This is a genomic window from Cupriavidus sp. F041 (genome assembly GCF_057814235.1).
Window position 1 is genome coordinate 2830129 of sequence record NZ_JBVASY010000001.1, and the last position, 19661, is coordinate 2849789.

At 63.1% G+C, this 19661-nt stretch carries 17 protein-coding genes; 4 read left to right on the top strand and 13 right to left on the bottom strand.

Features of this window, described 5'->3' with window-relative positions; all coding sequences use genetic code 11:
- Positions 1–149: 149 nt before the first annotated feature.
- The 8 genes from ssb to ACZY0R_RS12955 all read right to left on the bottom strand — a co-directional run bounded on the left by ssb (position 150) and on the right by ACZY0R_RS12955 (position 9415).
- A complete protein-coding gene (ssb, locus tag ACZY0R_RS12920; RefSeq protein ID WP_488858766.1) occupies positions 150–743 on the bottom strand; it encodes a single-stranded DNA-binding protein in 594 nt (197 codons plus the stop codon).
- Positions 744–773: 30 nt separating this feature from the next.
- Entirely contained in the window at positions 774–1808 is a 1035-nt protein-coding gene (locus ACZY0R_RS12925; RefSeq protein WP_488858767.1) for a hypothetical protein, read from the bottom strand.
- 56 nt (positions 1809–1864) lie between these two features.
- Positions 1865–2377 (bottom strand): hypothetical protein, encoded by a 513-nt coding sequence (locus ACZY0R_RS12930; RefSeq protein WP_488858768.1) that lies wholly within the window; start codon positions 2375–2377, stop codon positions 1865–1867.
- 186 nt (positions 2378–2563) lie between these two features.
- Entirely contained in the window at positions 2564–4990 is a 2427-nt protein-coding gene (locus tag ACZY0R_RS12935; protein WP_488858769.1) for a hypothetical protein, read from the bottom strand.
- Between the two features lie 629 nt (positions 4991–5619).
- Positions 5620–6018 (bottom strand): hypothetical protein, encoded by a 399-nt coding sequence (locus ACZY0R_RS12940; RefSeq protein ID WP_488858770.1) that lies wholly within the window; start codon positions 6016–6018, stop codon positions 5620–5622.
- 147 nt (positions 6019–6165) lie between these two features.
- Entirely contained in the window at positions 6166–7506 is a 1341-nt protein-coding gene (locus ACZY0R_RS12945; protein ID WP_488858771.1) for a metallophosphoesterase family protein, read from the bottom strand.
- 220 nt (positions 7507–7726) lie between these two features.
- Complete coding sequence (locus ACZY0R_RS12950; RefSeq protein ID WP_488858772.1) at positions 7727–9130, bottom strand: recombination directionality factor; 1404 nt, start codon at positions 9128–9130, stop codon at positions 7727–7729.
- Between the two features lie 144 nt (positions 9131–9274).
- Positions 9275–9415, bottom strand: a complete 141-nt coding sequence (locus ACZY0R_RS12955) for a hypothetical protein (RefSeq protein ID WP_156177282.1) — start codon at positions 9413–9415, stop codon at positions 9275–9277.
- 325 nt (positions 9416–9740) lie between these two features.
- Between ACZY0R_RS12955 and ACZY0R_RS12960 the strand changes: the two genes are divergently transcribed.
- Positions 9741–10259, top strand: a complete 519-nt coding sequence (locus ACZY0R_RS12960; RefSeq protein ID WP_488858773.1) for a hypothetical protein — start codon at positions 9741–9743, stop codon at positions 10257–10259.
- Here ACZY0R_RS12960 and ACZY0R_RS12965 read toward each other — a convergent pair.
- Both ACZY0R_RS12965 and ACZY0R_RS12970 read right to left on the bottom strand, forming a co-directional pair.
- Positions 10256–12103: an ATP-dependent helicase gene (locus ACZY0R_RS12965; RefSeq protein ID WP_488858775.1), complete on the bottom strand. Its 1848-nt coding sequence runs from the start codon at positions 12101–12103 to the stop codon at positions 10256–10258. The two genes, ACZY0R_RS12960 and ACZY0R_RS12965, sit on opposite strands and share 4 nt — an antisense overlap.
- On the bottom strand, positions 12103–13014 hold the full coding sequence (locus ACZY0R_RS12970; RefSeq protein WP_488858776.1) for a hypothetical protein: 912 nt from the start codon (positions 13012–13014) through the stop codon (positions 12103–12105). Before ACZY0R_RS12970 ends, ACZY0R_RS12965 begins: the two co-directional genes overlap by 1 nt.
- A 338-nt stretch (positions 13015–13352) precedes the next feature.
- Between ACZY0R_RS12970 and ACZY0R_RS12975 the strand changes: the two genes are divergently transcribed.
- The 3 genes from ACZY0R_RS12975 to ACZY0R_RS12985 all read left to right on the top strand — a co-directional run bounded on the left by ACZY0R_RS12975 (position 13353) and on the right by ACZY0R_RS12985 (position 16931).
- The gene (locus ACZY0R_RS12975; RefSeq protein ID WP_488858777.1) at positions 13353–14462 is read left to right on the top strand and encodes a carbon-nitrogen hydrolase family protein; all 1110 of its coding nucleotides are present in this window, start codon (positions 13353–13355) and stop codon (positions 14460–14462) included.
- Positions 14463–15384: 922 nt separating this feature from the next.
- Entirely contained in the window at positions 15385–15903 is a 519-nt protein-coding gene (locus ACZY0R_RS12980; RefSeq protein WP_488858778.1) for a bactofilin family protein, read from the top strand.
- 488 nt (positions 15904–16391) lie between these two features.
- Complete coding sequence (locus tag ACZY0R_RS12985; protein WP_488858779.1) at positions 16392–16931, top strand: AAA family ATPase; 540 nt, start codon at positions 16392–16394, stop codon at positions 16929–16931.
- A 57-nt stretch (positions 16932–16988) separates the two neighbouring features.
- On the opposite strand, the gene ACZY0R_RS12990 is transcribed toward ACZY0R_RS12985, so the two are convergent.
- From ACZY0R_RS12990 to ACZY0R_RS13000, 3 genes are all read right to left on the bottom strand, one after another.
- Positions 16989–17546 (bottom strand): FlhC family transcriptional regulator, encoded by a 558-nt coding sequence (locus ACZY0R_RS12990; protein WP_488858780.1) that lies wholly within the window; start codon positions 17544–17546, stop codon positions 16989–16991.
- Between the two features lie 117 nt (positions 17547–17663).
- Positions 17664–18284, bottom strand: a complete 621-nt coding sequence (locus ACZY0R_RS12995; protein WP_488858781.1) for a hypothetical protein — start codon at positions 18282–18284, stop codon at positions 17664–17666.
- On the bottom strand, positions 18281–19315 hold the full coding sequence (locus ACZY0R_RS13000; RefSeq protein ID WP_488858782.1) for a hypothetical protein: 1035 nt from the start codon (positions 19313–19315) through the stop codon (positions 18281–18283). The genes ACZY0R_RS12995 and ACZY0R_RS13000 overlap by 4 nt, the downstream gene beginning before the upstream one ends.
- Between the last annotated feature and the right edge of the window lie 346 nt (positions 19316–19661).

A 19661-nucleotide genomic window follows, 5' to 3' on the forward strand; every position in this document is an offset into this window, starting at 1 on the left:
CTGCCTCGGAAAGGCAATGCAAAAGCGAAGAGACCACTGCTGAGGTGCAGAGGCTTTTCTGAAGCGCAGCGCGCATCAGGAAAGCCCCCGTAAGGGGGAGGGTTGAAGATGCAGCGGGAAGGCCCCAAGGGGGCCTTCCGTACGGCGCGTTAGCGGCGAAACGGAATGCCGTCAAGCGCCAACGGGGCGAAGAACGGAATGTCGCCGTCCATGTCCTCGAAGCCGCCGCTACGCGGCGCGCCACCACCGGGGTAGCCAGAAGACGGCTGCCTGGCTGGCGGCGGTGGCAGAGCCGCGCGGCTACCGCGATTGCTGGACGAGGCGGGTCTGCCGCTGGCGGAGCGTGCCGGGTCACGTTGGGCTTGACTGCCGTCACCGTCGTCGTCGCTACCGTGCGATGCACCTGTCGAGCGATTGCCCAGCATCTGCATCTGCTCGGCCACGATCTCGGTGCTGTACTTTTCCGCGCCCGACTGGTCGGTCCATTTCCGGGTGCGGATGCGCCCTTCGATGTAGACCTGCGAACCCTTCTTGAGGTACTGGCCAGCGACTTCGGCCAGCTTGCCGAAGAGGGCGATGCGGTGCCACTCGGTGGACTCCTTCATCTCGCCGCTGGACTTGTCCTTGTAGCGATCGGTGGTCGCCAGGCGGATGTTGGTCACGGCGTCGCCGCTGGGCATATAGCGGGATTCCGGATCTGCGCCCAGATTGCCGACGAGAATCACCTTGTTGATGGATGCCACGAATGCTCTCCTATGTTGATGTGGATGGGGTCAAGCTGCAGCAGCACGGACATGACGGATCTCGAACTCGTTGCGATGGGTATCGATCCATTTCCCATCTTGCTCGGGATGCGGGACCTGCACGGCCACGCGGCCGAGCATGCTGATCTTCACGGTGTCGCCGATGCGCACATGGCGCTCCGAGACCAGTTCCGCGAGGTGCTCGCCGCTGAATGCCTTGCGGCTGCCGTCGCGCTTTTCCAGGGTGATCGTGAAGGATTGATACGGTTTGCGGCCGTCCGGTGTGAACCGACGCACGCCCATGTCGAGAATCCGACCGACGCCGACCTTGATCGGCTTCTTTGTCGCGCGCGCGATCGGCGTGACCGTTGCCGTTGCGGCGTTGGGCCTGGCCGGCATCGGCGGAGGATGGTCCACCGGCTCTGACGTGTCGGGAAGCGGCAGGCCGTAGCCCGCGTCTTCCCAGGCCAGGACTTCCTGCGGTGCGCTGGCGTCGGCCAGTGCCGCATTGACGTCCTCGACGTACAGCGGATGGACCGTCGCAAGCTTGGCGTTCGGCCCATTTCGCTCGGTGCGCGATTTGCTCTTGAGCGCTAGTTCGGTGAGCCTCACCGCGCTGTCGATGCCGAAGGGCAGGCCGGCTTCCTGGAACTCCGCCCGGGTCAGGATGCCGAGTTGCTGGCGTTCCTGCCTAGCCTTGTCGGGCAACACCCGGCGCACATGGTTGACATACTGGTAGAAGAAGACACGCTTTCGCGCGATCTTCCTGACCTGCACGCACCGAGCGCCGATGCCTTCGGTTGCGGTGAAGCCCGGTTCGGGTGCCATACCAGCGGCAATCTCCCTCATGCTGCGGGGACGGCGCGGTGGCTTGACGGCAACAGGTGCTGGTGCCGCTGCTATCGGAGCTTTAGGTTCCATGACAGCCTGCGCAAGTGCCACCTCTTCAAGTTCCCCGTCCTCCAGCGTTTCATCACCACCTTCGCCACCGAACTTGTCTCCGATCCAGCCGATGGCCTTCTCGGAGCGTTGCTTGCCAACGACCAGGGCATACGGCAGCAGCAATATGAACACGACGATACAGAGCAGGCGCGCGGGCTTGCTGATTTGCTTGGTTTGCATTATTGGTTTCTCCAGTTACCGAGGTTGACGTAGTCGTCGAGCTTGTGCGCGGCGTCCGCCGCCTTGCCTTCACCCACTGCCATCCGAATGAGGCGGAACAACTCGCGCAATTCGGGGTGCAGGTTTCTGGCCAGGGTTCGGCGCACACGGCAAACATCGAGGTCGAGTTCGCCGCAGACCGCCGAGATCGGGGCGATGGGTGGGCGATCGAACAGGTCGAAGGCCCAGCACAGCACGTCAAACATCGCGAGCTTTTGCGGCCATAGCGGTGGCAAGCCGAAGAAGTCGTCAGCTTTCGTTGTCTTGGCTGCCTTGGTGGCGTCGTAGGCGACCAGGTCGTCGCGCATGGCGTCCCACAGAGCGCGGGCAATGCACGCACCGACCCAACTGAGCGTATGAGGCGACAGCGCCTCGATCGATATCATGTTGGCTTGGCTGCCCTGAATCTTGGGCGCGCGATCCGGCTTCTCTGCGACTCGTTCACCGAACAGGTCCAGCAGTTGCTCTGTCATGTTGCTCTCCGTTCCTGCCCATGACTGGGCGTTGAAAAGACGGAGGCACAGCCTTTCCCCGCGGCGCGTGTGGGCGGCGCCGGGAAAGCCCGTTTCTGTTTCATCGCAGGAGAGGGCGGTCGCCAAGCGGACCGCTGGTGAAAAAGCAGGAGAGGCCTGTTGGCCCCTCCTGTTTGAACGTCGCCGTTAAAGCGACTGCATGTGGATGGTGGCGTCCGCCATGGCAGACAGCTCCGGCGTCTGCGTGATGAAGAACTCGCGTTCGTAGCCGCCGGCCGCCAGCACTGCCCGTTTCATGGCGATGAATTGCCGCTTGCGTTCGGGATCGAGCGGGCCATCCACCTCGTCGGAGAACAAAGTCGGGAAGTGCATGCCGGTGCAACGTGCCATGTGTAGCGCCAGTGCGCGCACGAGGCATTCGTTGACCCAGACCTTCTCGCCGCCGCTCATTCTGCCGAGCGGCTTGACCTCGCCACGCTCGACATCCGTGACATGGATCTCGAAGGTCTCCCGCACGGTGCCGGTTTGCGTCATGCGCTGCGTCGCCATCTGCACCGCAAAGCGACCCCCGTAGCAGTCCTCCAGCAGGCGGTTGCAGAGCGCCGAGATGGCCGGGCCGGCGTCATCGATCGACAGGGCGATCAGGCCGTCATTCGACAGGCATTTCGCCAGCAGCGCCCAATAGGCCGCTTCGTCCGACAGCGCGGTGCACAGCGATTGAAGCGAGGCTTTACGTGCCGCGACCGTCGTGGCTTCCGCGGCTTGCAGCTGCAAGCCATGGAGCTGGGCCTGCGCTTGCGCCTGCGCGCGCTTCGCCGTGGTCAGGGCCTGCTCGGCCGCGGCGACAGCGTGTTGCGCCTGTTGCAGGGCGTCGCTGGCCAAGCCGCGTGGCAAAGTGGCCAGTAACTGTGCCAGGCTGGCCACTTTCTCGGCATGCGCCATCTCGACGGCCTTGCGCTTCGCTGCGGCGTCCTGGTCGACCGCCTCGGTTCGTCGGGTCAGGTCGGCCAGCCGCTGGTTCAGCTCGGCTTCGGTGCCGGCCAGATCCTGCTGGCGCTGCGCGGCCACCGGCCATGCTTGTCGCGCGGCGGCCAGGGCCTCGCGCTGATTGGTGATGCGGCTCAACTGCAGCAGCTGATCGTGCAACGCGAGAATCTGTCGATCCTGCTGGCGAGCTTCCTCATCCTTGGTCTCCAGCGTCGCGATGGCGAGGGCGAGGGCCGCGCTCCGCGCCTTGCTGGCCTCAAACGACTTGCGCATGTCCTTCAGTTGCGAAATCTCGCCCGGCAGGGCGGCCTTGGCGGTCATGGCATTGGCCAGCAACGGGCACTTGGGTTGCAGCGCACTGCCGGCGCACGGCACGTCGTCGGCCAGCTTGGCGCTGACCGTCATGGACTGCACGGACTGGTTCTTGGCGGAGCCGTCCGCGATCGTCTTCTGGTGCGCCGCCGACACGCCGAGCAGTTCCTTCCGGTGCTGCGCCAGGGTGGCAATGGGCGCGTTGAGCGCCTCGCGTTGTTGGCTGAGTGCCTGCAGCTTGGCCGTCGCCTGTGCGGTGGCGCCTTCCGCCTGCTGGATCGCGGGCTCCTGATCCAGCATGGCTTGCCGGGTTGCCTGGTCCTTGCGCAGCCGCTGGGCCTCGGTGGCAAGGCCGGCGAGTTGATGCTGGCATTGCATCCGGCTTTCCTGGAGCTCGCGCTTACGCGCGGCCGCCTCGGCATCGATTCCGTCTTGCTGCTGTGCGGCCTCCTGGCCGGCGACCTGTTGCTGTTGCTCGAGTTGGGTACGTTGCTGACGCATCGAAGCCTGTCCGTCGAGTTGCGCTTGCGTGGCAGCCAGCGTGGCGCTGGCCTTCGTTGCGTCAGCTTGCGCGGCGTCGACGTTGGCGGTGGCCGCGGTGAGTTGCCTGGCGGCCTGGGTGACTTGGCTGCCAATCTCGCGGGCGCGGACCTCGGCTGCCGTTGCCTGCCGCAGGTCGCCACGCGTGCGGTCGAGTTCCGGGTTCAGCAGCTTGCCGACGGCGCCTGCCTTGGCCCCCTGCTCCCGAATCTGATCGTGCCCGAGGATCGAGGACAGCAGCGACTTGACATCGCCGGCGACCATCCCCGAGAGCGGGACCCGGGATTGCGCGGAAAAGTGGGCGGTGAAGAACACTTCGGGCTTGCCGAGCAGGTGCTCGACACAAGCGTCGTAGGTGTCGGTGCTGCCGTCCGAGGCGGTGCCATCGGGCAACGTGACCGGAGCCCACTGTTCGCCCTGGCGGACGGTCAGGTAGGCTTCCTGCTTCTTCGTTTTCGCGGTTTGGCGGAACACGAGATCGCTGCGAAACACCTGGCGATCGTGCTCCCATTCCAGCATCTTGCTGGCAAGCGGGCCCGCGACGTGATCCCAGTACGAGAAGCCCTTGGAAGTGGGGGTGGTGGCGTGGTAGGGCATCACCCGGAACGGGTGAAGGTTGTCCATGATGGTGGTCTTGCCGGCGCCATTGGGGCCGGCGATGGCAACGAGGGCGGTGGATGCATCCAGGTGACGCAGATCAAGGGTGATCTCGGGCTTGCCTAAGCCGGACAGGATGCCGATGAAATTGCTGAGGCTTAACATGCGTGGTTTCATGTTCAACTCCTGCCGCTGGCGCGGCGAATTGGAAACCACGGAGACTGATCGATAGGCCCGGGCGGGCGCATGGATCAATCCGCAACATCTACAGTGCCGGTGAGCCCGGCGTAGCCCTAGTGTAAACGCAATGCAATGTGTCGGGGGAACTCGAAACGGTGGCGAAATGCAGCACGATTTGGCCTGCTTCTACCGGGCGTCCAGAAAGGGAAACAGCCACCGAGGTGACTGTTTCGGGTTGCGGAGCAATTAAACGGACTCGTTCTTGCTGCGTTCCTTGGCTTTTTCTGCACCGTCCAGCATTACCCAGCAGACGGTGCGAAATGCGACGTAAAAAGCACGACCAAGTAGCATGCAGTAGGACGTAGCGAACTACGCCGCCGGTCGTGAGCGGTTGTTGCTTGGGATGCGTGGCGTTGTTCGAGTACCAGCCATTGCCGAAGCCAGCCCCTGCGTTCGGCCGGCGAGGCTTCGAACCACTGGCTGTTCTCGCTATCCATAAAACTGAAGAACAGGCCGGCGGCGTCGCCCGCCTCGATACCGGCAGCGATTTGCAGAGGCTGTCGTGCGGTGTCCAGATCGTGTTCCTGAGTAGCGCCCCGGCGTGATGGCATCGAACCGGATGAGGCCTAGGGTTCGCTCATTCCCTCCGGTGGAAATTCTCTGACGTAGATGGCACCTGGACCTCCACGGACGCAATATGCCCTCTCGAGGGAAGCCCATTCGGTCAGCCACGCAATCCGCTTGGATCGCAGGCTTCCAGCCCATTCGCCGTCGGTCGTCTCCATGTACGTCTCGTACATTGCGGTGATGTCGACGAGCGGCTTTCCGAGGGCGGCCTGGATGCGCGCCATCGCCGCTGCCTTTGTTGGCTGCGATGCGGCATGCACGATGAGATCGGCTGTGATCATGCGTAGCAGCGTGCGCAGCGCAATACTCGGATCACTGCTCTCATCAAGCGGATCTGGCTGGAAGTCAGGCCAGACGACGTTGAGTTTGCGGTGTTTCCGCCCACGTCGCTTAGCCATGTTGGTATCCCATTAGTCGCGCGTTCTCTGCGACCAGTTCCTGTGTCATGCTGCTTCTCCTTGTCCTCGGCAGCCGGAAGCCGGCGGTGCCGAGGGTGGTGACCTTGGAATGGCGGGGCAGGGCTGATATTTGCCCCGCGGATGGCGCTAAGCGAACAGGTCCTCGGTGACCCAGGACGGGACCTCGGAATCGATCGCCGGCGGTAACGGATCGGTCGGGTTGCGGGCGGCGGCTACCGGTACCTGGCCAAGGGCGTCAGGGGTGTCTCGCGCGGCTTCCTCCGCCTTGAGGCGCTGGACAATGCTGCTGGCGATGGCCTCTGGCGCTTCGGCCGACAGTGCCTGAAGCCGATCGCACAAGGGCTCGAAGGGTGACTGCGTTTGCTCGCACCACATCTTGACCTTGTCATCCAGGCTCGCCACGGTAGAGATGCCCGCCGCGCGCTGGCGCTCGACCACCAGGGTCTTGCCTTCGAGTTTCACCTCGGCCGCGCCTTGCAGCGCGTCCTTGATCGCCGCGCGGTCCACCGACTGCAGGTGCTCCTCGTCGACCAGGTAACGCACGCGCACGAAGGCGCCGGCGCAGCGCTGGCCGAACTCGCGGATCGCCTCCAGGTCGGGCGGACCGTCGAAGTGCAAGTCCAGCGTGACCCGCGCTGGCGTCACGAAGACCGTATATTCGGCTTGCCCGGGACGGATGTCCCAGATCAGGGCGGACTTGTCGCCATCCTCGCCGTAGTGGAAGCGTCCGATGGAACCGGCGTAGGCAATCAGTTGCCGTCTGCCGGCGAACTCGCGCCGCCACGCTTGCTGCTTATGGATGTGGCCCAGTGCGACCGCGTCGGTGTTCGCCTGGAACAGCGAGCCCAGATTGAACTCGTGGTCCTGGCCCGCCATCGGCACGCCGTGTTCGGTCAGACAACCATCCACCGTGCCGTGTCCGATGAGCAGCGTCGGCACCCCTTGCGCGAACAGCCGCGCATTGACGGACCCGAACAGGGTCAGCAGTTGATGGAGCGCCTGGCCAACCTCGGCCGCGGCATGGTCCGCGCCGACCGTGGCGATCAGGTCTGCCTTGTTGACGGTCGGCAAGCACGTGACCACCAGATCGGCGGGTGCGTCCCATGTCAACCCGTTGCTGTGCCACTGGCCTTGCACCAGGGCGATCTGGCCGATCCGGTCTGCGACGGCAATGGGATGCCGTGCGCCGACCAGTTCCAGGACGCGCAGCAAGCCCGGGGGCTCGTGTGAGAAGGTGCCTTGCAGCATCAGGACCGGGCAATGATTGGCCAGCCGCTGGATCTGCTTGGCCAGTTCCCGGAAGGCCGGTTCGTGGGCGTCAAGTGCATGGTCGGTGGCGTCGCCGGTGATGACCGCCGCCTGCACGCTGATCTCGATAGCATGGGAGACCGCAGCGCCAAAGCAGCGGCTCGATTCTGCGAGATGGGTTGCGGAGTAATGCAGATCACTCATGTGAGCGAGTTTCATGGAAGTTCCTCCTTACCTGCCGCGTTCGCGGCGATTGGAAAGCGAGGGAACGGCTTTCCGTTGCGCGCTGCGGGAGCGCGCAAGAGAAAGCCCCCGGAAAATCGGGGGAGACGCGGATGCGTCATTGAGGAAAGGTCTGCCGGCGTCAGGCCTCGACGGAAGCGTTAGCGGTGTCGGACGCGAGGCTGGCCTGCGCCATCGTGGCAGTTGGTGCCGACCGTTACGCGACTTCCAGGTCGTCCAGGAAGCCCAGCATCAAGCTGCTGGCATAGTTCGCGCCGCGCTCGGCCAGCGCCTCGAGTTCGCCGGCGGCGGTGGCCAGCCGGTCGATCTCGCGTGTCCAGCCGTTGCCCAGCTTGGCCTTGAAGTACTGCTTGCGCAGCGTTTCGTCGATGCCACTCACCAATGCCGCGATCTCGAAACGCAGACGGGCGTTGACGTACGCGCCGTCGTTGCCCAGGCCGCGGAAGACGGTATGGACGCTGGCGAGCGAGGCGTTGGTGCGGGACCAATCCTGCCCATACCGCAGCGTGGCCCAGTGGCTGATCTGTTCCGGGTCGCCGTTGCTGTCGTTGACAGCATGTAGGACCCGCGCTTGCAGCTCGGCATCGTAGTCGCCGGGAGGATCGGCGTCCGGCCTGGGGGCCGGCGTTGCCGGGGTACCGGGCGTTGTCCCGGCCAGCCATCCCTGGGGGGCGGTAGGAGCCAGGCCGAGCGACAGCGCCGGGGCCGTGTTCAGGCTCAGGGCCTTCGCCATATCGAGATCCGCGGTGAGCTTGGGCACCCACTGCATACCCAGACGTTTGGCACCCTGGTCGTCGTAGTACGTCCGCGTTTCCTGCACCTTGGTGAGCCAGTAGATCGGCTTGCCAGGTTGGAACGGATTGAAGCGCGGGATCGTGCCCAGCGCCGTCTTGATCCGCATCAGGTCCGTGAAGATGCCTTCGGCGGCGTACTGGCTGGTCGTGGTGATCGACACGGGCCCCACAGTTGGGATGTCGGGAATATAGAACAGCAAGTCGCCGCGGAACTTGCACAGCCCCTGCAGGTACTCGGGGCAGCACTCCGGCTTGCACTCGCAGCGTGGGACCAGCTCGCGGCGCGGGAGGAACTTCATGCGCCGGGCGCGCTGCTCGCGGACTTGCTCCGGAAACACGGGTTCGCGATACATGCAGTAGCGCTTGCCGTCCTTCCCATAGAGGGACTCGTAGTTGATCGCCCCGCCATAGGACCTGAATGCGTGGGGGAAGAAGTCGAGCAACTGGTCGGTATGAAAGACGATTGGGAAGCGGTAGAGCCGTGGCTCGCCGCGCTCGTCAGGCTCGCCGTAGGTATCGAGGATGTGCCGGGCGAATTCCGGCATCTCGAAGTCTGCCCCGGAGACATTGAAGTAGGGCGTGTTGGCGGGACGGGTGGGATGGGGGATGTTGCACTGCGCGGCGATGGCCGCTTCGGCGTCCTTGAACTTCTGCTGGCCGGCAACTGCCGGGGCAAAGAGGGAGACGGCCTTGGGGTTCTTTGCGGCGGCCGCGGTGAGCAGCTTGGTGCCACTGCGGATACGGCCCGATATATTCAGGCGCGCGGTTCCGTTGCTGAGTCGGTCCGACAGGATGGACTTCTCCATGATTTCTCTCCATGACGGCAATCGCCGTGACGGTTTATCCACCGGCAAATCCGGTGGATCTCCATGTATGCCTCGACGAGGCTTGGGAAGTCCGTGTGCCCTATGCACTGGAATGGCGAGGCCATTCCGCTGCGAAGGCAGCTGTTATTCGTCGTCCATGCTGTCCTTGTCTTGCGAAAAGAAGAATGGATCGATCTGCGGGGCGTCATCGTCGGACCGGCCGCGTTTCCCGAAGGCGAACAGCAGCAGCACGGCCACGATCAGCACGGCGGCAAGGGATTCCATGTCGATCAGCGGGGAGGTGGAAGGATGCCGGCAATGGCCATCGGCAGCCAGCGGCGAGGATTGCAGGGCGCACGCCTCAGCGGAAATGATCCCGGCCCATGGTATGGAAGGGGACCAGCACCGCGGAATGGTCGCATCTTGGCGTCGAAGGGCGAATTCGCGATGAAACGTGCTGGTATTCGCCAATGACGCAATGCCGCTTGTGCGGCGGAGAAGTGCATCCATCATAGGGCGTGGCACGGGGAAAGGAAAGCGGCGAGTCGCGTGCGATTTCCAGCCGGTTTTGCCCCGCCCACGCAGCGGCGAACCCTAAATAATGCTTGCCATGGACCAGAAGACCTCACTCGTCATCAAAAATGCGCACCGTATCGAGGAGGTGCGCACGCCCGTGCAATCCCGCGCCGTGCTCCCGCTGCGAACGGCACTGGTGTGCCGTCTGGTTCGGCGTGACTTCCACTTGCTGACCACCAAGATGCTGGCCTGCGCGCGTCAGCGCGGCTACCTGGGCGCCGTGCGTCGTGACCTCGATCAGCTCGAGACGGAGGTCGATCTGCTGGAGATTCGCTGCCATGCGATCCATCCGACCACGACGCCGGTGCTCTACGCGGAGGTCGAAGTGCGTCTGGTATCGACGGATGGAGCACGGTTGTTTCGATTGATGCGTCGCTTCGACGAGGCCTATGGGTGTCTCTATGTGGCGCGATACGCGGGGCGCATCGATCGCGACCAGCAACTGGCGGTCTTGCCGCCGGTACTGATGGCGTATGCCGCGGTCAAGTGCAGTGCGCTGCGGCTTCAGCGCAAGACGGCGCAGGAACTGGCCGACGAACACGGCATCGGCTAAGGGGCTGGGGCAGGCCGATCCGAAGTCTCGTATTTCCCTTCCGGCGCGCGCGCAATTCCCGTTTCCGCGATGAACAGGCTGGGCCGGCGCTTGCCGGCGGCGCTGATCCACAGCTGCTCGCGCGCCCGCGTCATGGCAACATACATCAGGCGCCGCTCCTCTTCTAGGGCGCCATGCTTGGATGGCCATGCCTCCTCCTCGGCGCCAAGGATCCAGACCCGATCGAACTCCAGGCCCTTGGCGCTATGTGCCGTCATCAGGGCAACCCGGACGGTGCCGGGCACCGTTTCCTCCTTCTTTTTCTTCTGGCGGGCCAGGCGCAGTTCGTCGAGCCGCTCCCTTGGGCTCTTGCCCGCCGGGCGGTAGATCGCCGCCGCGACCTCTAGCATGCGCTTGGTCCGGTCGTCCTTCGCATGAAGCATCAGCCACTCCTGAATGCCGTGCAGCATCAGGTGGTACAAGCCCGCCTTGTTCAAGTTGGCCCAGGCCTGGTGGCGCTTGGCAAAGTCCTTCCAGGTGGCGATGGCGTCAGATGAGAGCGTGGTGGTCTCGAAATCCTGTTTCGCCCCGATCCGGATGGCATTGCCAAACAGCTGGTGGATCTGAACGAGGTTGTCCTCGGACAGACCCGCCCAGCCGAGCACCTGGTCCACCGCCCGGGCGCTTTGCGTGCCCACGGCATCGATGACCGCACCGAACAGGGCCACCTCCGGTTTGTCCAGCACGGACTCGCCATCGGTGCGCCGGTGGGGGAGCTGGCGCGCCACCAGCATGGCCTCGACCAGGTCCAGCCGGCGGTTGGCGCGGGTGAGCACCGCAAAGGAGGCGCCGTCCGACGCGGCGGCCGCGACGGCGTCGACGCAGGCTTCGGCTTCCAGCTCGAAGTCGCTGAACCGCTCCCATTCGACGTGGCCACCCGGTCCCTTGGCCGCCCGCAGCAGCTTGGGGATACGGCCGAGGTTGGCCTGCACCATCTTGCCGGCGGACGACAGGATCTCGTCCCGGCAGCGGTAGTTCATGCCGAGCAGAATGGTGTTGGCATGAAACTCCTTGGTGAACATCTGCATGCACTCATAGCCGAGCGCGCGCCGGAAGGCATAGATCGACTGGTCGTCATCGCCCACCGCCGTAATCTGGCTGCCGGCGGCGCCATGGTGCGCGCTCCAGCGATATTGCACCAGGTCGGTATCCTGGAACTCGTCGATTAGCAGGTAGTCGACCGGCAGCGGTGTCATGGCGCCAGAGAAGAGGGCTTCGTTGGTCTTCAGGAGAATGTCCTGGAAGTCCACCTGACCATTGCGCTGCAGGATGCGCTGATAGGTCTCCAGCAGCTCCAGTTGCGCGTCCGCGAGGCCGTGGCCCTTGCCGGCCGCCTTCGCGTCCTCGATCAGGCGGGTTGCCTCATCCAGTTCGATCTCAAGGCCGGCTTGGACCATGGCGCGTCGCAGATACCCGCGCCGCTCGCCCTCGCGCACGATGTCCCACGGGCGATCACCATAGGGCGAACGCATGTTGGCAAGGATGGCGCTGCCGAAGCCGTTGCGGCCCTTGGGGAAGCTCATCAGGAGATCAATGGAGTGGAAAGTGCCGACCAGCAGGCGCGGCTTGGCGGCTTCGCCGGCGATGGCCACGATGCGCTCGCGCAGCTCCAGCGCGGCGTCACGGGTAAAGGTGACGGCCGTGACGGTTGACGCGCCGTCCGATAGCAAAAAGGCCGCTTTCGAGGCCAGGGTCTTGGTCTTGCCGGAGCCCGGGCAGGCCACGGCAAGACAGTAGGTGCGGCAGCGCGCCGTCTCGAGCTGCTCGGGATTCAAGTCCGCGAGCAGGCGTTCGTCACTGGGCATCAGAGGGCATCGGCATCGGTGGCGCTGGAGAACGAGCCCTTTTCCAAACGCTCCTGCAGGCTGCTCACCGCTTCCACGATGGCGGCGTCGCCCTTGGCGCTGCCGTTGACACGGCCGGTACCGCGACCGGGGCGCCCTTGCGCATTGCGTGCCCGCGAGGTCTGCATGCCGATGTTGGCTCGCGCGGCAAAGCGAAAGATCGGGCGGATCTTCTGCTTCGTCTGGTAGCGCATCTGGTCGACCTCGCTCGCGTCGATCTTGCCGTTCCACTCCAGGTTGACCATCAGGGCCAGCAGCTGGTCGTACAGGGTGAAGACACGCTGCAGCGCCAGGCCTTCGCGGGAGCGGATCTGGATCGTTTCCTCGTACGCTGGGCCCGTGTAGCTGACGGCAATCGCGCCCTCGGCATAGGCGTCGCGGTCGACGAGCGCCTGCGTGGCCTCCAGGTTCCGGCGTACCTCGGTGTCGACGGCGCCGATCAGCGCCTGGAGTTGCTCGCGCAGCTTGGCGGCCCGTTCCTCGCCAATGATCGCATCGCCGCGCCGGCGCATGAGCTCGGCGCCCTTGTCGATGAGGTAAAAAAAACGGGTGAACGACGAGGCGACCACCTGGTCGTTGAGCATGACGTGCTGCTGCACCGATGGGATCCCGGCCATCTTGCGCTTGAGTTCCTGCTTGCCGCGCTCACGCTGCGCGCGGGCGCGGCGAATCAGGTCGTCGGCAAGTGCCTGCTCGGCAGCGCTGTCAGCCGCTACGGAGACCGCGTTGCCGGCGGCGGCCTCCGCGGCCTCCGCGGCCTCGGCCGCCAGCGCGACGCGCGACTCTTCGGCGGCCTCCAGCAGTTCATCGTGCTCCGCGCCCGGGCCGCTGCCGAGCTCGTCGTGGATGCTGTCCATGGCGTTGACGGTCATCGTGGTTCCTTGTTTAGATGGATGCCTCTCAATCGTGCGCGAAGGGCGGGAATCGGTGCGGGGGAGAGCGCGGCTAAAACGCGCGCGATTCGCGTCCAAGAGGCTGTGGCGGCCCTCGTGACAGCCTGAATTTGCCCGCAGTGGGCAATTCTCGCGCGCGTAATCCCTTGATTTTTAAAAACGTCGTGAGGCGAAGCGGCCAGTTCTGTGCCGGAAAATGGCCCAAAAAACGCTCCGACACGCTATGCCGCGAGGCGTCCAGGCGCCGCAGAAACTGGCTGAAAATCTAGATCTATTAGCGCTGATGTTGGTGCAGGTTTTTGCCGAAAATGCGTAACATGAGCAAAAAACTCATCAGTGCTGACATTGGCAGTCTGCTGCTCGGCGGCTGTCTCTCCCTGCCGCCAGCTAGCGGCCTAGGCTATATCATCCTGCCGCTCGCGACCGACCGCCAAACAGCAGCCCTACGCTATGCCCGAGCCGTCTGCTTGTACTTCGGTGCCGCGTGGTGCGTCGCGCCGTCCGCTTACGCGTCCGGGGCGTCTTTGTGGCTCGCTCTGGCGGTGCAGTGCCTATACGCAGCGCTGATGGCGGCGCCGGCGCTGCTGCCGGGGCCGCAGTGGCTGCGCGGCGTGATGCTGCTTGTGCTGCCGTCGCTGCCGCCATTCGCGTATTGGCTCCCATTGCCGCCGCTCGCAGGAGCGGGCTGGCTCTTCCCAGGAATGGGGTACGCCGGCGTCGCCGTGTACGTTGGGATGGCGCTTGCCATTGTAGGCTGCCGCAATGCTGGCGGAAAAGCGCGGCAAGCGATGATGGCACTGCTGATGGTGGCTACCGTGCTCGCAGCGGGGTTAAACCTGCATGCCTATTGGCATCCCCCACGTGGCGTTGCCGGCTGGCAGGGGCTGCAGTTCCGCCCGGCACCGCCCGTGCCGCAAACCTTCGAGGACGCTGCACAGGCCATGATCGGGCTTGCCGATGTCGTGCGTGGTTCGTCGATGCCGGTGATCGTGGCGCCGGAAAACTGGCTCGGCACCTTGCCGCTGGCCGCGATGCGAAGTCTTCGGGCGGCCTTGCAGCCCGGTCAACGTCTGCTGGTCGGGGGTATCCATATGCACGATGGAACGTCACGCAAAGGCGTCTGGCACCTCCCGGAAGGGACCTTCACCCCGGCCATCGCGCCTATCCCGTTCATTGAACCGTACCCGGCGGACTATGCGAGGACCGGCAGCGCGATTGACGTCGCGGGCGAGTCCGCGAGCTTACTGGTCTGCTTCGAAGCCAGCACGTCGCTGCCGCTCTATCACCTGCACTATGGCCCGCCCGTGATTCTGGTCGCGAACGGATGGTGGGACACCCTTGGCGCGCTATCCATCCAGCGCTCGGTGGCCAGATCCTGGGCGCGTCTTTTCGCCAGTCCGCTTCTGACTAGCGAGGCACGGCCTTGAGCGGGACCGGCATCGAAACCGGCGGTTTTTAGCGTAGATCTTGCCCAACACGATTGGCATGTTTTGGCGTTCAATACCTCCATGCAATCTGACCTCAGCCCCAATCTTACTGCCCTCATCGGCGCGCAAACCGTGGCGCGGGCACCGACCGCTTGGCCTATTGAGATGGGGCAGCCGTCGCCGATGGAAGTTCCGCGCGCACGCCAACGACATCGTGCCAGGCGCAAGCTGGAGCAGCCCCATGTGCAATGGGTCGCAGGTGCGGTGGCCTGGTGGCTTCGCTATCGTAAACAGATTGGACTCTGGGCGCTGCTTGTCTCTCCCGTCCTTGCGGGCGTCGTCGGGCAGCAATATATTCAGCATCGGCGGCAACGGGGCAAGCCAACGGTGGTGCAATCGGCGCCGGTAGCTGAAGCATCCCCTGTCTCCGCAGTGTCGCCTGTGCCTGTATCGGTATCAGAGACACCTTCCGAGGCGAGCCATTCCGCGACAGGCACCGTGGCCGCCGCGGCCCAATCTGCCCAGCAGACTGGGGATGCCGACCGCGCAGCCGCGCAACCATCTGCAGCACAACCGAGTGCTACGCCCGCCGACGAACCAGCTCGGCTACCGAAGGCCTCCCATGTCGCCGCTGCGCCAGCGCAGTCGGTGACCCTGCCGCCGGCGATCAAGTCGACTGCTGACGTACCGTTGCCGCTACCCGCGCCACTTCCGAGCGCGACCCTAACACGCCCGACACAGAAGGCGCTCACTGCCGGAGAAGCTGCCGGTGTCAAGGTCACCTTGAAGGGCGCGCTTCCGGCCAAGCCGCCGATGGCGCCAACGATCACCGGAACCGCACCCGTCGCTCAGCCGGAGAAAGTGGTCGGAACCGTCACCGAGACCGCCCGCTAGTCCAGCCACCATCCTCTCAGCCGCGCCTATGAACAACGTTAATCCCCTCCCGCAATTGGCCGCCGCGCCGGCCGTGCAGCTAGCACCGAGTACCCCGCAGTTCGAACCCGCCGTACGCGAACCCGTGTCGCACGGCTATCGGATCGAGGGCAAGGAACTGGTGATCGACCACCAGGCCGAAGACATTCGTCATGTCCTACAGGGCCAATGCGCGATCCAGGGCACCATCGAGATCCTGGCGGGCGGGCTCTATTTTGCGGGCAGTCTGCCAAAGGGAACCATCAACATCCCGAACGGCACGCTGATCTTGGCGGAGGGTGCGGAGATCAGCGCAGAAATCTCGGTCAAGCGACTGTTCAACCTGGGTGCGATCCAGGCTTCGACCGTGACCGCGGCAGAGCTGCTCGTCAACTGGGGAAGGATTGACGCCAAGGAAGTCGCAACCGTGTCGCTACGCAATGGCGGAACGCTGGTTGCCGAGCATGTTCGCTACGGCGACATGGACTCCAGTGGCGTGCTGCAGGGCAACCTTGCCCAGACCTCCTGATTGCATGTTTGGGGATCTGCCTCCACCAATGCGTCGGCGCTGAGCATTGGGCCGGCTCGCGGGCCTGCTGCTTGTCGTTTGGGCTAGCCGTGAAGTAGTTGACTGGGCGGCGCTCTGGGCGCTGGTGCGCGAACACGTCAGCCGGCTGTAGCAGGACATTGCAAAAGACCTGGCGGATCTCGCCACTGCACGGGTCCATTCTCATGACGGCGAATGCTGTGGTCAACAAACAGAACGACGGGGCACGAACCAAATGAAGCAATCAGACTAGCGAGGAGAGGCCGTGAAGCCGATGATTACTCTCGAGTACATGGGGGATGTGACCGACAATATGGGGACGCGCGCACAACCCTGAGCGCGTTGAAGCGGCTTGACCCGCCAGCCTATGAGAAATTGCGGGAAGAGGGCGTATTCTCAGATATTGAAGCACTCCTAGGCAAGGTCATGAAGGTGCGTGGCTTCGTCCATGCAAAGACCTATAGCTCCGGGTGAGCAACATTCACCGATTCTGCCTGATCGGGCCGCACGGCGTTGGCAAGAGCACGATCGGGCGGATGCTGGCCGACCATGGATTTTGGCACCTTAGCATCGGGATCCTGCGGCGCCTTGCGCGAAAGGGGATGTTGCCGAGCGACATTCCAATCCGGTTACTCCTGACGCTGCGAGACGCTGACCCGGGCCGCCCATTGCCCGACGGGGTGGCGGCAGGGGTTATCGAATTGGCACAAACTCGGGAGCGAGTCGTGATCGACGGCCTTCCGTCCAGCCCGTCGCATCTGGCATTGCTGGACCCGAGCTGGCGGATTATCAGTGTCACCGCGCCAGACGAATTGCGCCTGGATCGGCTCAGGACGAGGGCGGGGCAATCCGCGCGCGCGTGGGTGGCTGGCGGCGCATCGGCACGTGATTTCCAACTGCCAAGCGTCATCGAAGCCGCGGGCGCGCGAATCGAGAGATTTGACAACAGCGCTGGCCTCGACGCATGCCGGGACAGGGTATGGCGTTTAGGAGCCAATCGACGGCAATGAGCGATCAGCAGGGCGCTCCGCCGGAGCATGTTGTCTCCGGCGTCAAGTCGTCTAGTCTCATGCGCACAAACGATGGCTGGGATTTTGGAATCCGGATGCGCATTGCGGGCAGACAAAAGCGGCCTCGTGTGTCGGAGCCAGGATCTCCAGGCCGCAGGATCGGCAAGGTAGTGCGGCGATAGCCTCGCCTAGGCCTGGTGCGCTCAACACGCCAAAATCGCCAGACCGCTTCACCAAGTAGAATCCTCGCTCGGGATCAATCAGTCTCTCCGACTGCTGCCGCTTGCTGGTATCGGCGGTTCCGTAGATATTCCAGTAGACCTCATACGCCGCGATGAACGCTTGCTGGGTTGAGTAGCCGGACTGGACGCAGAGAGAGTAAAGCTTCAGGAGTAGGCTAGCCTGGAGCCGGCGAGCGGGCCGCTCCAAGTACCACTCCAGCGAGTGAGGCGTCTGGCCTGGCGGTGAGATGGTGCCATGAATTTCCTTGTAGATTGCACGCGCGTCTGTCGGGCGGATCCCCGCGGCGGCTGCAATGGTGACTGCGCGTGCTCCCATTAAGCACAGCATGCGCGCTTGCTGAATTCTCATGCGGCTAACTGGTGTCTCTTTCATCGGTCTGCGCGGGAAACTCCGGCCTTCAGGCCGGCGAGGGATAGCGCGCGACGCGTAGCGTCGCCCCTGTTCCCGGTCTCCTTTGTAGAGTGCGCTACGAGTTGTGAAACGGGCGGCTCAACTGCCTCGCCCTTTTGTGCGGGGCAGTTGAGCCAGCCCGCTCAGAAAACAATGCGTGACCCCGATGGAACCGATTTCGCCGGCAATCAGCGCCCTGGTCAATTCCACTGTGGCGAACCGGTATTCCCAAAGTCGGAAGCCACCGCTGCATAGGGTTTCTAGCTGCACTGGTTTTGCCTTTGCGAGTATTGCCAGTGTCGCTCCCGGTACACAGACGATCGCTGGCGAGATACTCGACTCAACATTGGCGGCGGCCAACAGGGCGGCCATCAGCGCCGTATTGGCCTTCCGGATCTCTGTGCGAACCAATTGGGAGAGCGTGATTGCGGGAGGGTGATTCCGACCGGTAAGGAGCTCGTTTGCCAATTCCGGGCTCGAAAACCGAAAGCGCCAAAGCGGAAACCCAACAGCGCTCATGGCCGCCAGTTGACCTGGTCCTGCCTTCGAAAGGAGTTCAAGCGTCTCCCTCGGAACTCCGGTGACCTCGCGTGCCAATCCCTCTCCTGCGTCAGCGGCAGTGACAAGAGCGGCCGTCATCGTCTTGTTAACTTTCACTATCTCCGCGCGGATCAACTGGGACGTCGCAATGTTGGCAAAGCCATCAGGGATGCGATTCAAGACGGTTGTCCCTTGCTGCAATATTGCTGAATCGTCGTCGTTAGACCCAGTAGGTAGGACCCCATTTGGAGCACGGTGAGCCGGGCTTGTTCACTGAAAAAGCTATGCTTGAGTAACAACGTTGCCGAGAGCTTCTCACAGAATCCTTGGAGGTCGGATTGCAGTTGAAGGACATCGCCGTCAATCTCTTGCATTTGCGTAAGCAGAACTCGCTCCGCTTCGGCATCGGCCAGCTTTCGCGCCGTGGCCTCGAGTTGCTGGGTGACCCGGTCAAGTTCCCTATTGCGGTCGGCAATCGCGTCTTCCATGTTCCGGAAGGTGTCTGGAACCTTCTCCACTACAACGACTTTTTCAACGACGTGACCTTGCTCAAGCTCCGCCCGTAGCCGTTCGAGCTCCGCCTCGTGCTCACAGATGTCGCGAGACAATGTTTCGATGCGATTCAGGCGTTCAGTCGCGACATTTGAAGTTTCCAGCTCTGCCAACCGACTTTCGTTCCTCTGCTTTTCCAACTGCACGATATGACTATCCTTTGCGGAAAGTTGTCTTCCATATGATTCTATCTGCTCTTTTGCATCATCGAGGCGTTCTTCAAGATCGTGCCGGGCGTTTATCAAGTCCTTTACGAGCGTCTCGTTGGTCGCCTCGCCGCGCATGGCGCGCTCTCTCACCTCGTTCAGCACATCTTCGTCTGCCCCATACAAGAGTTGCAGGGCCCGGGCGGTAGTGTTGGTTAGCAACATTCTTGGATCTTCCATACCCTTGATCATCGTACGGGCAGACGCTCCGGTCCTCAGATATCGATAGAGCGTTCCTCTGGAGAGTTGGAGCGTGACTCTGGCGAGTTCAGTAAATTCGTGACCCTCCATTTCGTCCTTCAGCTCCAGGAGAAGCAAGCACATTCTATTCAATTCGTCTGCGGCACGGTCCCGCGTGTTGATGATTTCTCGGACAAGCGAATAGATCCTCATCCTTTTCTCGGGAGAAAGATCGAGTTCCGCAGGAAGCTCAAATCGCACATCATTTTTCATGAATTAAATCCCACGTCTGTGTCTGATTGTCCCCTCGCTATGGTCAACTATGTTTGAAGCGAAGCAACTCTCGAATGCTAGCGAATTTCAAACGGTTTACGAAGATCTCCCCACCACCGTGGGGAAAAACTGCCTAGTCGATAAGAAATTCCACTGCGCGCAGAATCAGTCGTTTTACCTTGTGATTGAGTGCGTCAATTTGACTGTTAACCGCGGCCAATTGTGTGCTCGAAATCGGCCCTAATCTGTAGGGAACCGGCCAATATGAGGCGCAAAATTGGCCGTGATTATTTTTTTATTATTTTGGATCAATGACTTTCGATGCTATTTTTTGCCCACTGCGGGC

Coding starts and splice junctions, on each gene's coding strand:
- ACZY0R_RS12930 (WP_488858768.1), bottom strand. CDS start 2,377: ATGACAGAGCAACTGCTGGACCTGTTCGGTGAACGAGTCGCAGAGAAG.
- ACZY0R_RS12935 (WP_488858769.1), bottom strand. CDS start 4,990: ATGAAACCACGCATGTTAAGCCTCAGCAATTTCATCGGCATCCTGTCC.
- ACZY0R_RS12940 (WP_488858770.1), bottom strand. CDS start 6,018: ATGGCTAAGCGACGTGGGCGGAAACACCGCAAACTCAACGTCGTCTGG.
- ACZY0R_RS12945 (WP_488858771.1), bottom strand. CDS start 7,506: ATGAAACTCGCTCACATGAGTGATCTGCATTACTCCGCAACCCATCTC.
- ACZY0R_RS12950 (WP_488858772.1), bottom strand. CDS start 9,130: ATGGAGAAGTCCATCCTGTCGGACCGACTCAGCAACGGAACCGCGCGC.
- ACZY0R_RS12955 (WP_156177282.1), bottom strand. CDS start 9,415: ATGGAATCCCTTGCCGCCGTGCTGATCGTGGCCGTGCTGCTGCTGTTC.
- ACZY0R_RS12960 (WP_488858773.1), top strand. CDS start 9,741: ATGGACCAGAAGACCTCACTCGTCATCAAAAATGCGCACCGTATCGAG.
- ACZY0R_RS12965 (WP_488858775.1), bottom strand. CDS start 12,103: ATGCCCAGTGACGAACGCCTGCTCGCGGACTTGAATCCCGAGCAGCTC.
- ACZY0R_RS12970 (WP_488858776.1), bottom strand. CDS start 13,014: ATGACCGTCAACGCCATGGACAGCATCCACGACGAGCTCGGCAGCGGC.
- ACZY0R_RS12975 (WP_488858777.1), top strand. CDS start 13,353: ATGAGCAAAAAACTCATCAGTGCTGACATTGGCAGTCTGCTGCTCGGC.
- ACZY0R_RS12980 (WP_488858778.1), top strand. CDS start 15,385: ATGAACAACGTTAATCCCCTCCCGCAATTGGCCGCCGCGCCGGCCGTG.
- ACZY0R_RS12990 (WP_488858780.1), bottom strand. CDS start 17,546: ATGAAAGAGACACCAGTTAGCCGCATGAGAATTCAGCAAGCGCGCATG.
- ACZY0R_RS13000 (WP_488858782.1), bottom strand. CDS start 19,315: ATGAAAAATGATGTGCGATTTGAGCTTCCTGCGGAACTCGATCTTTCT.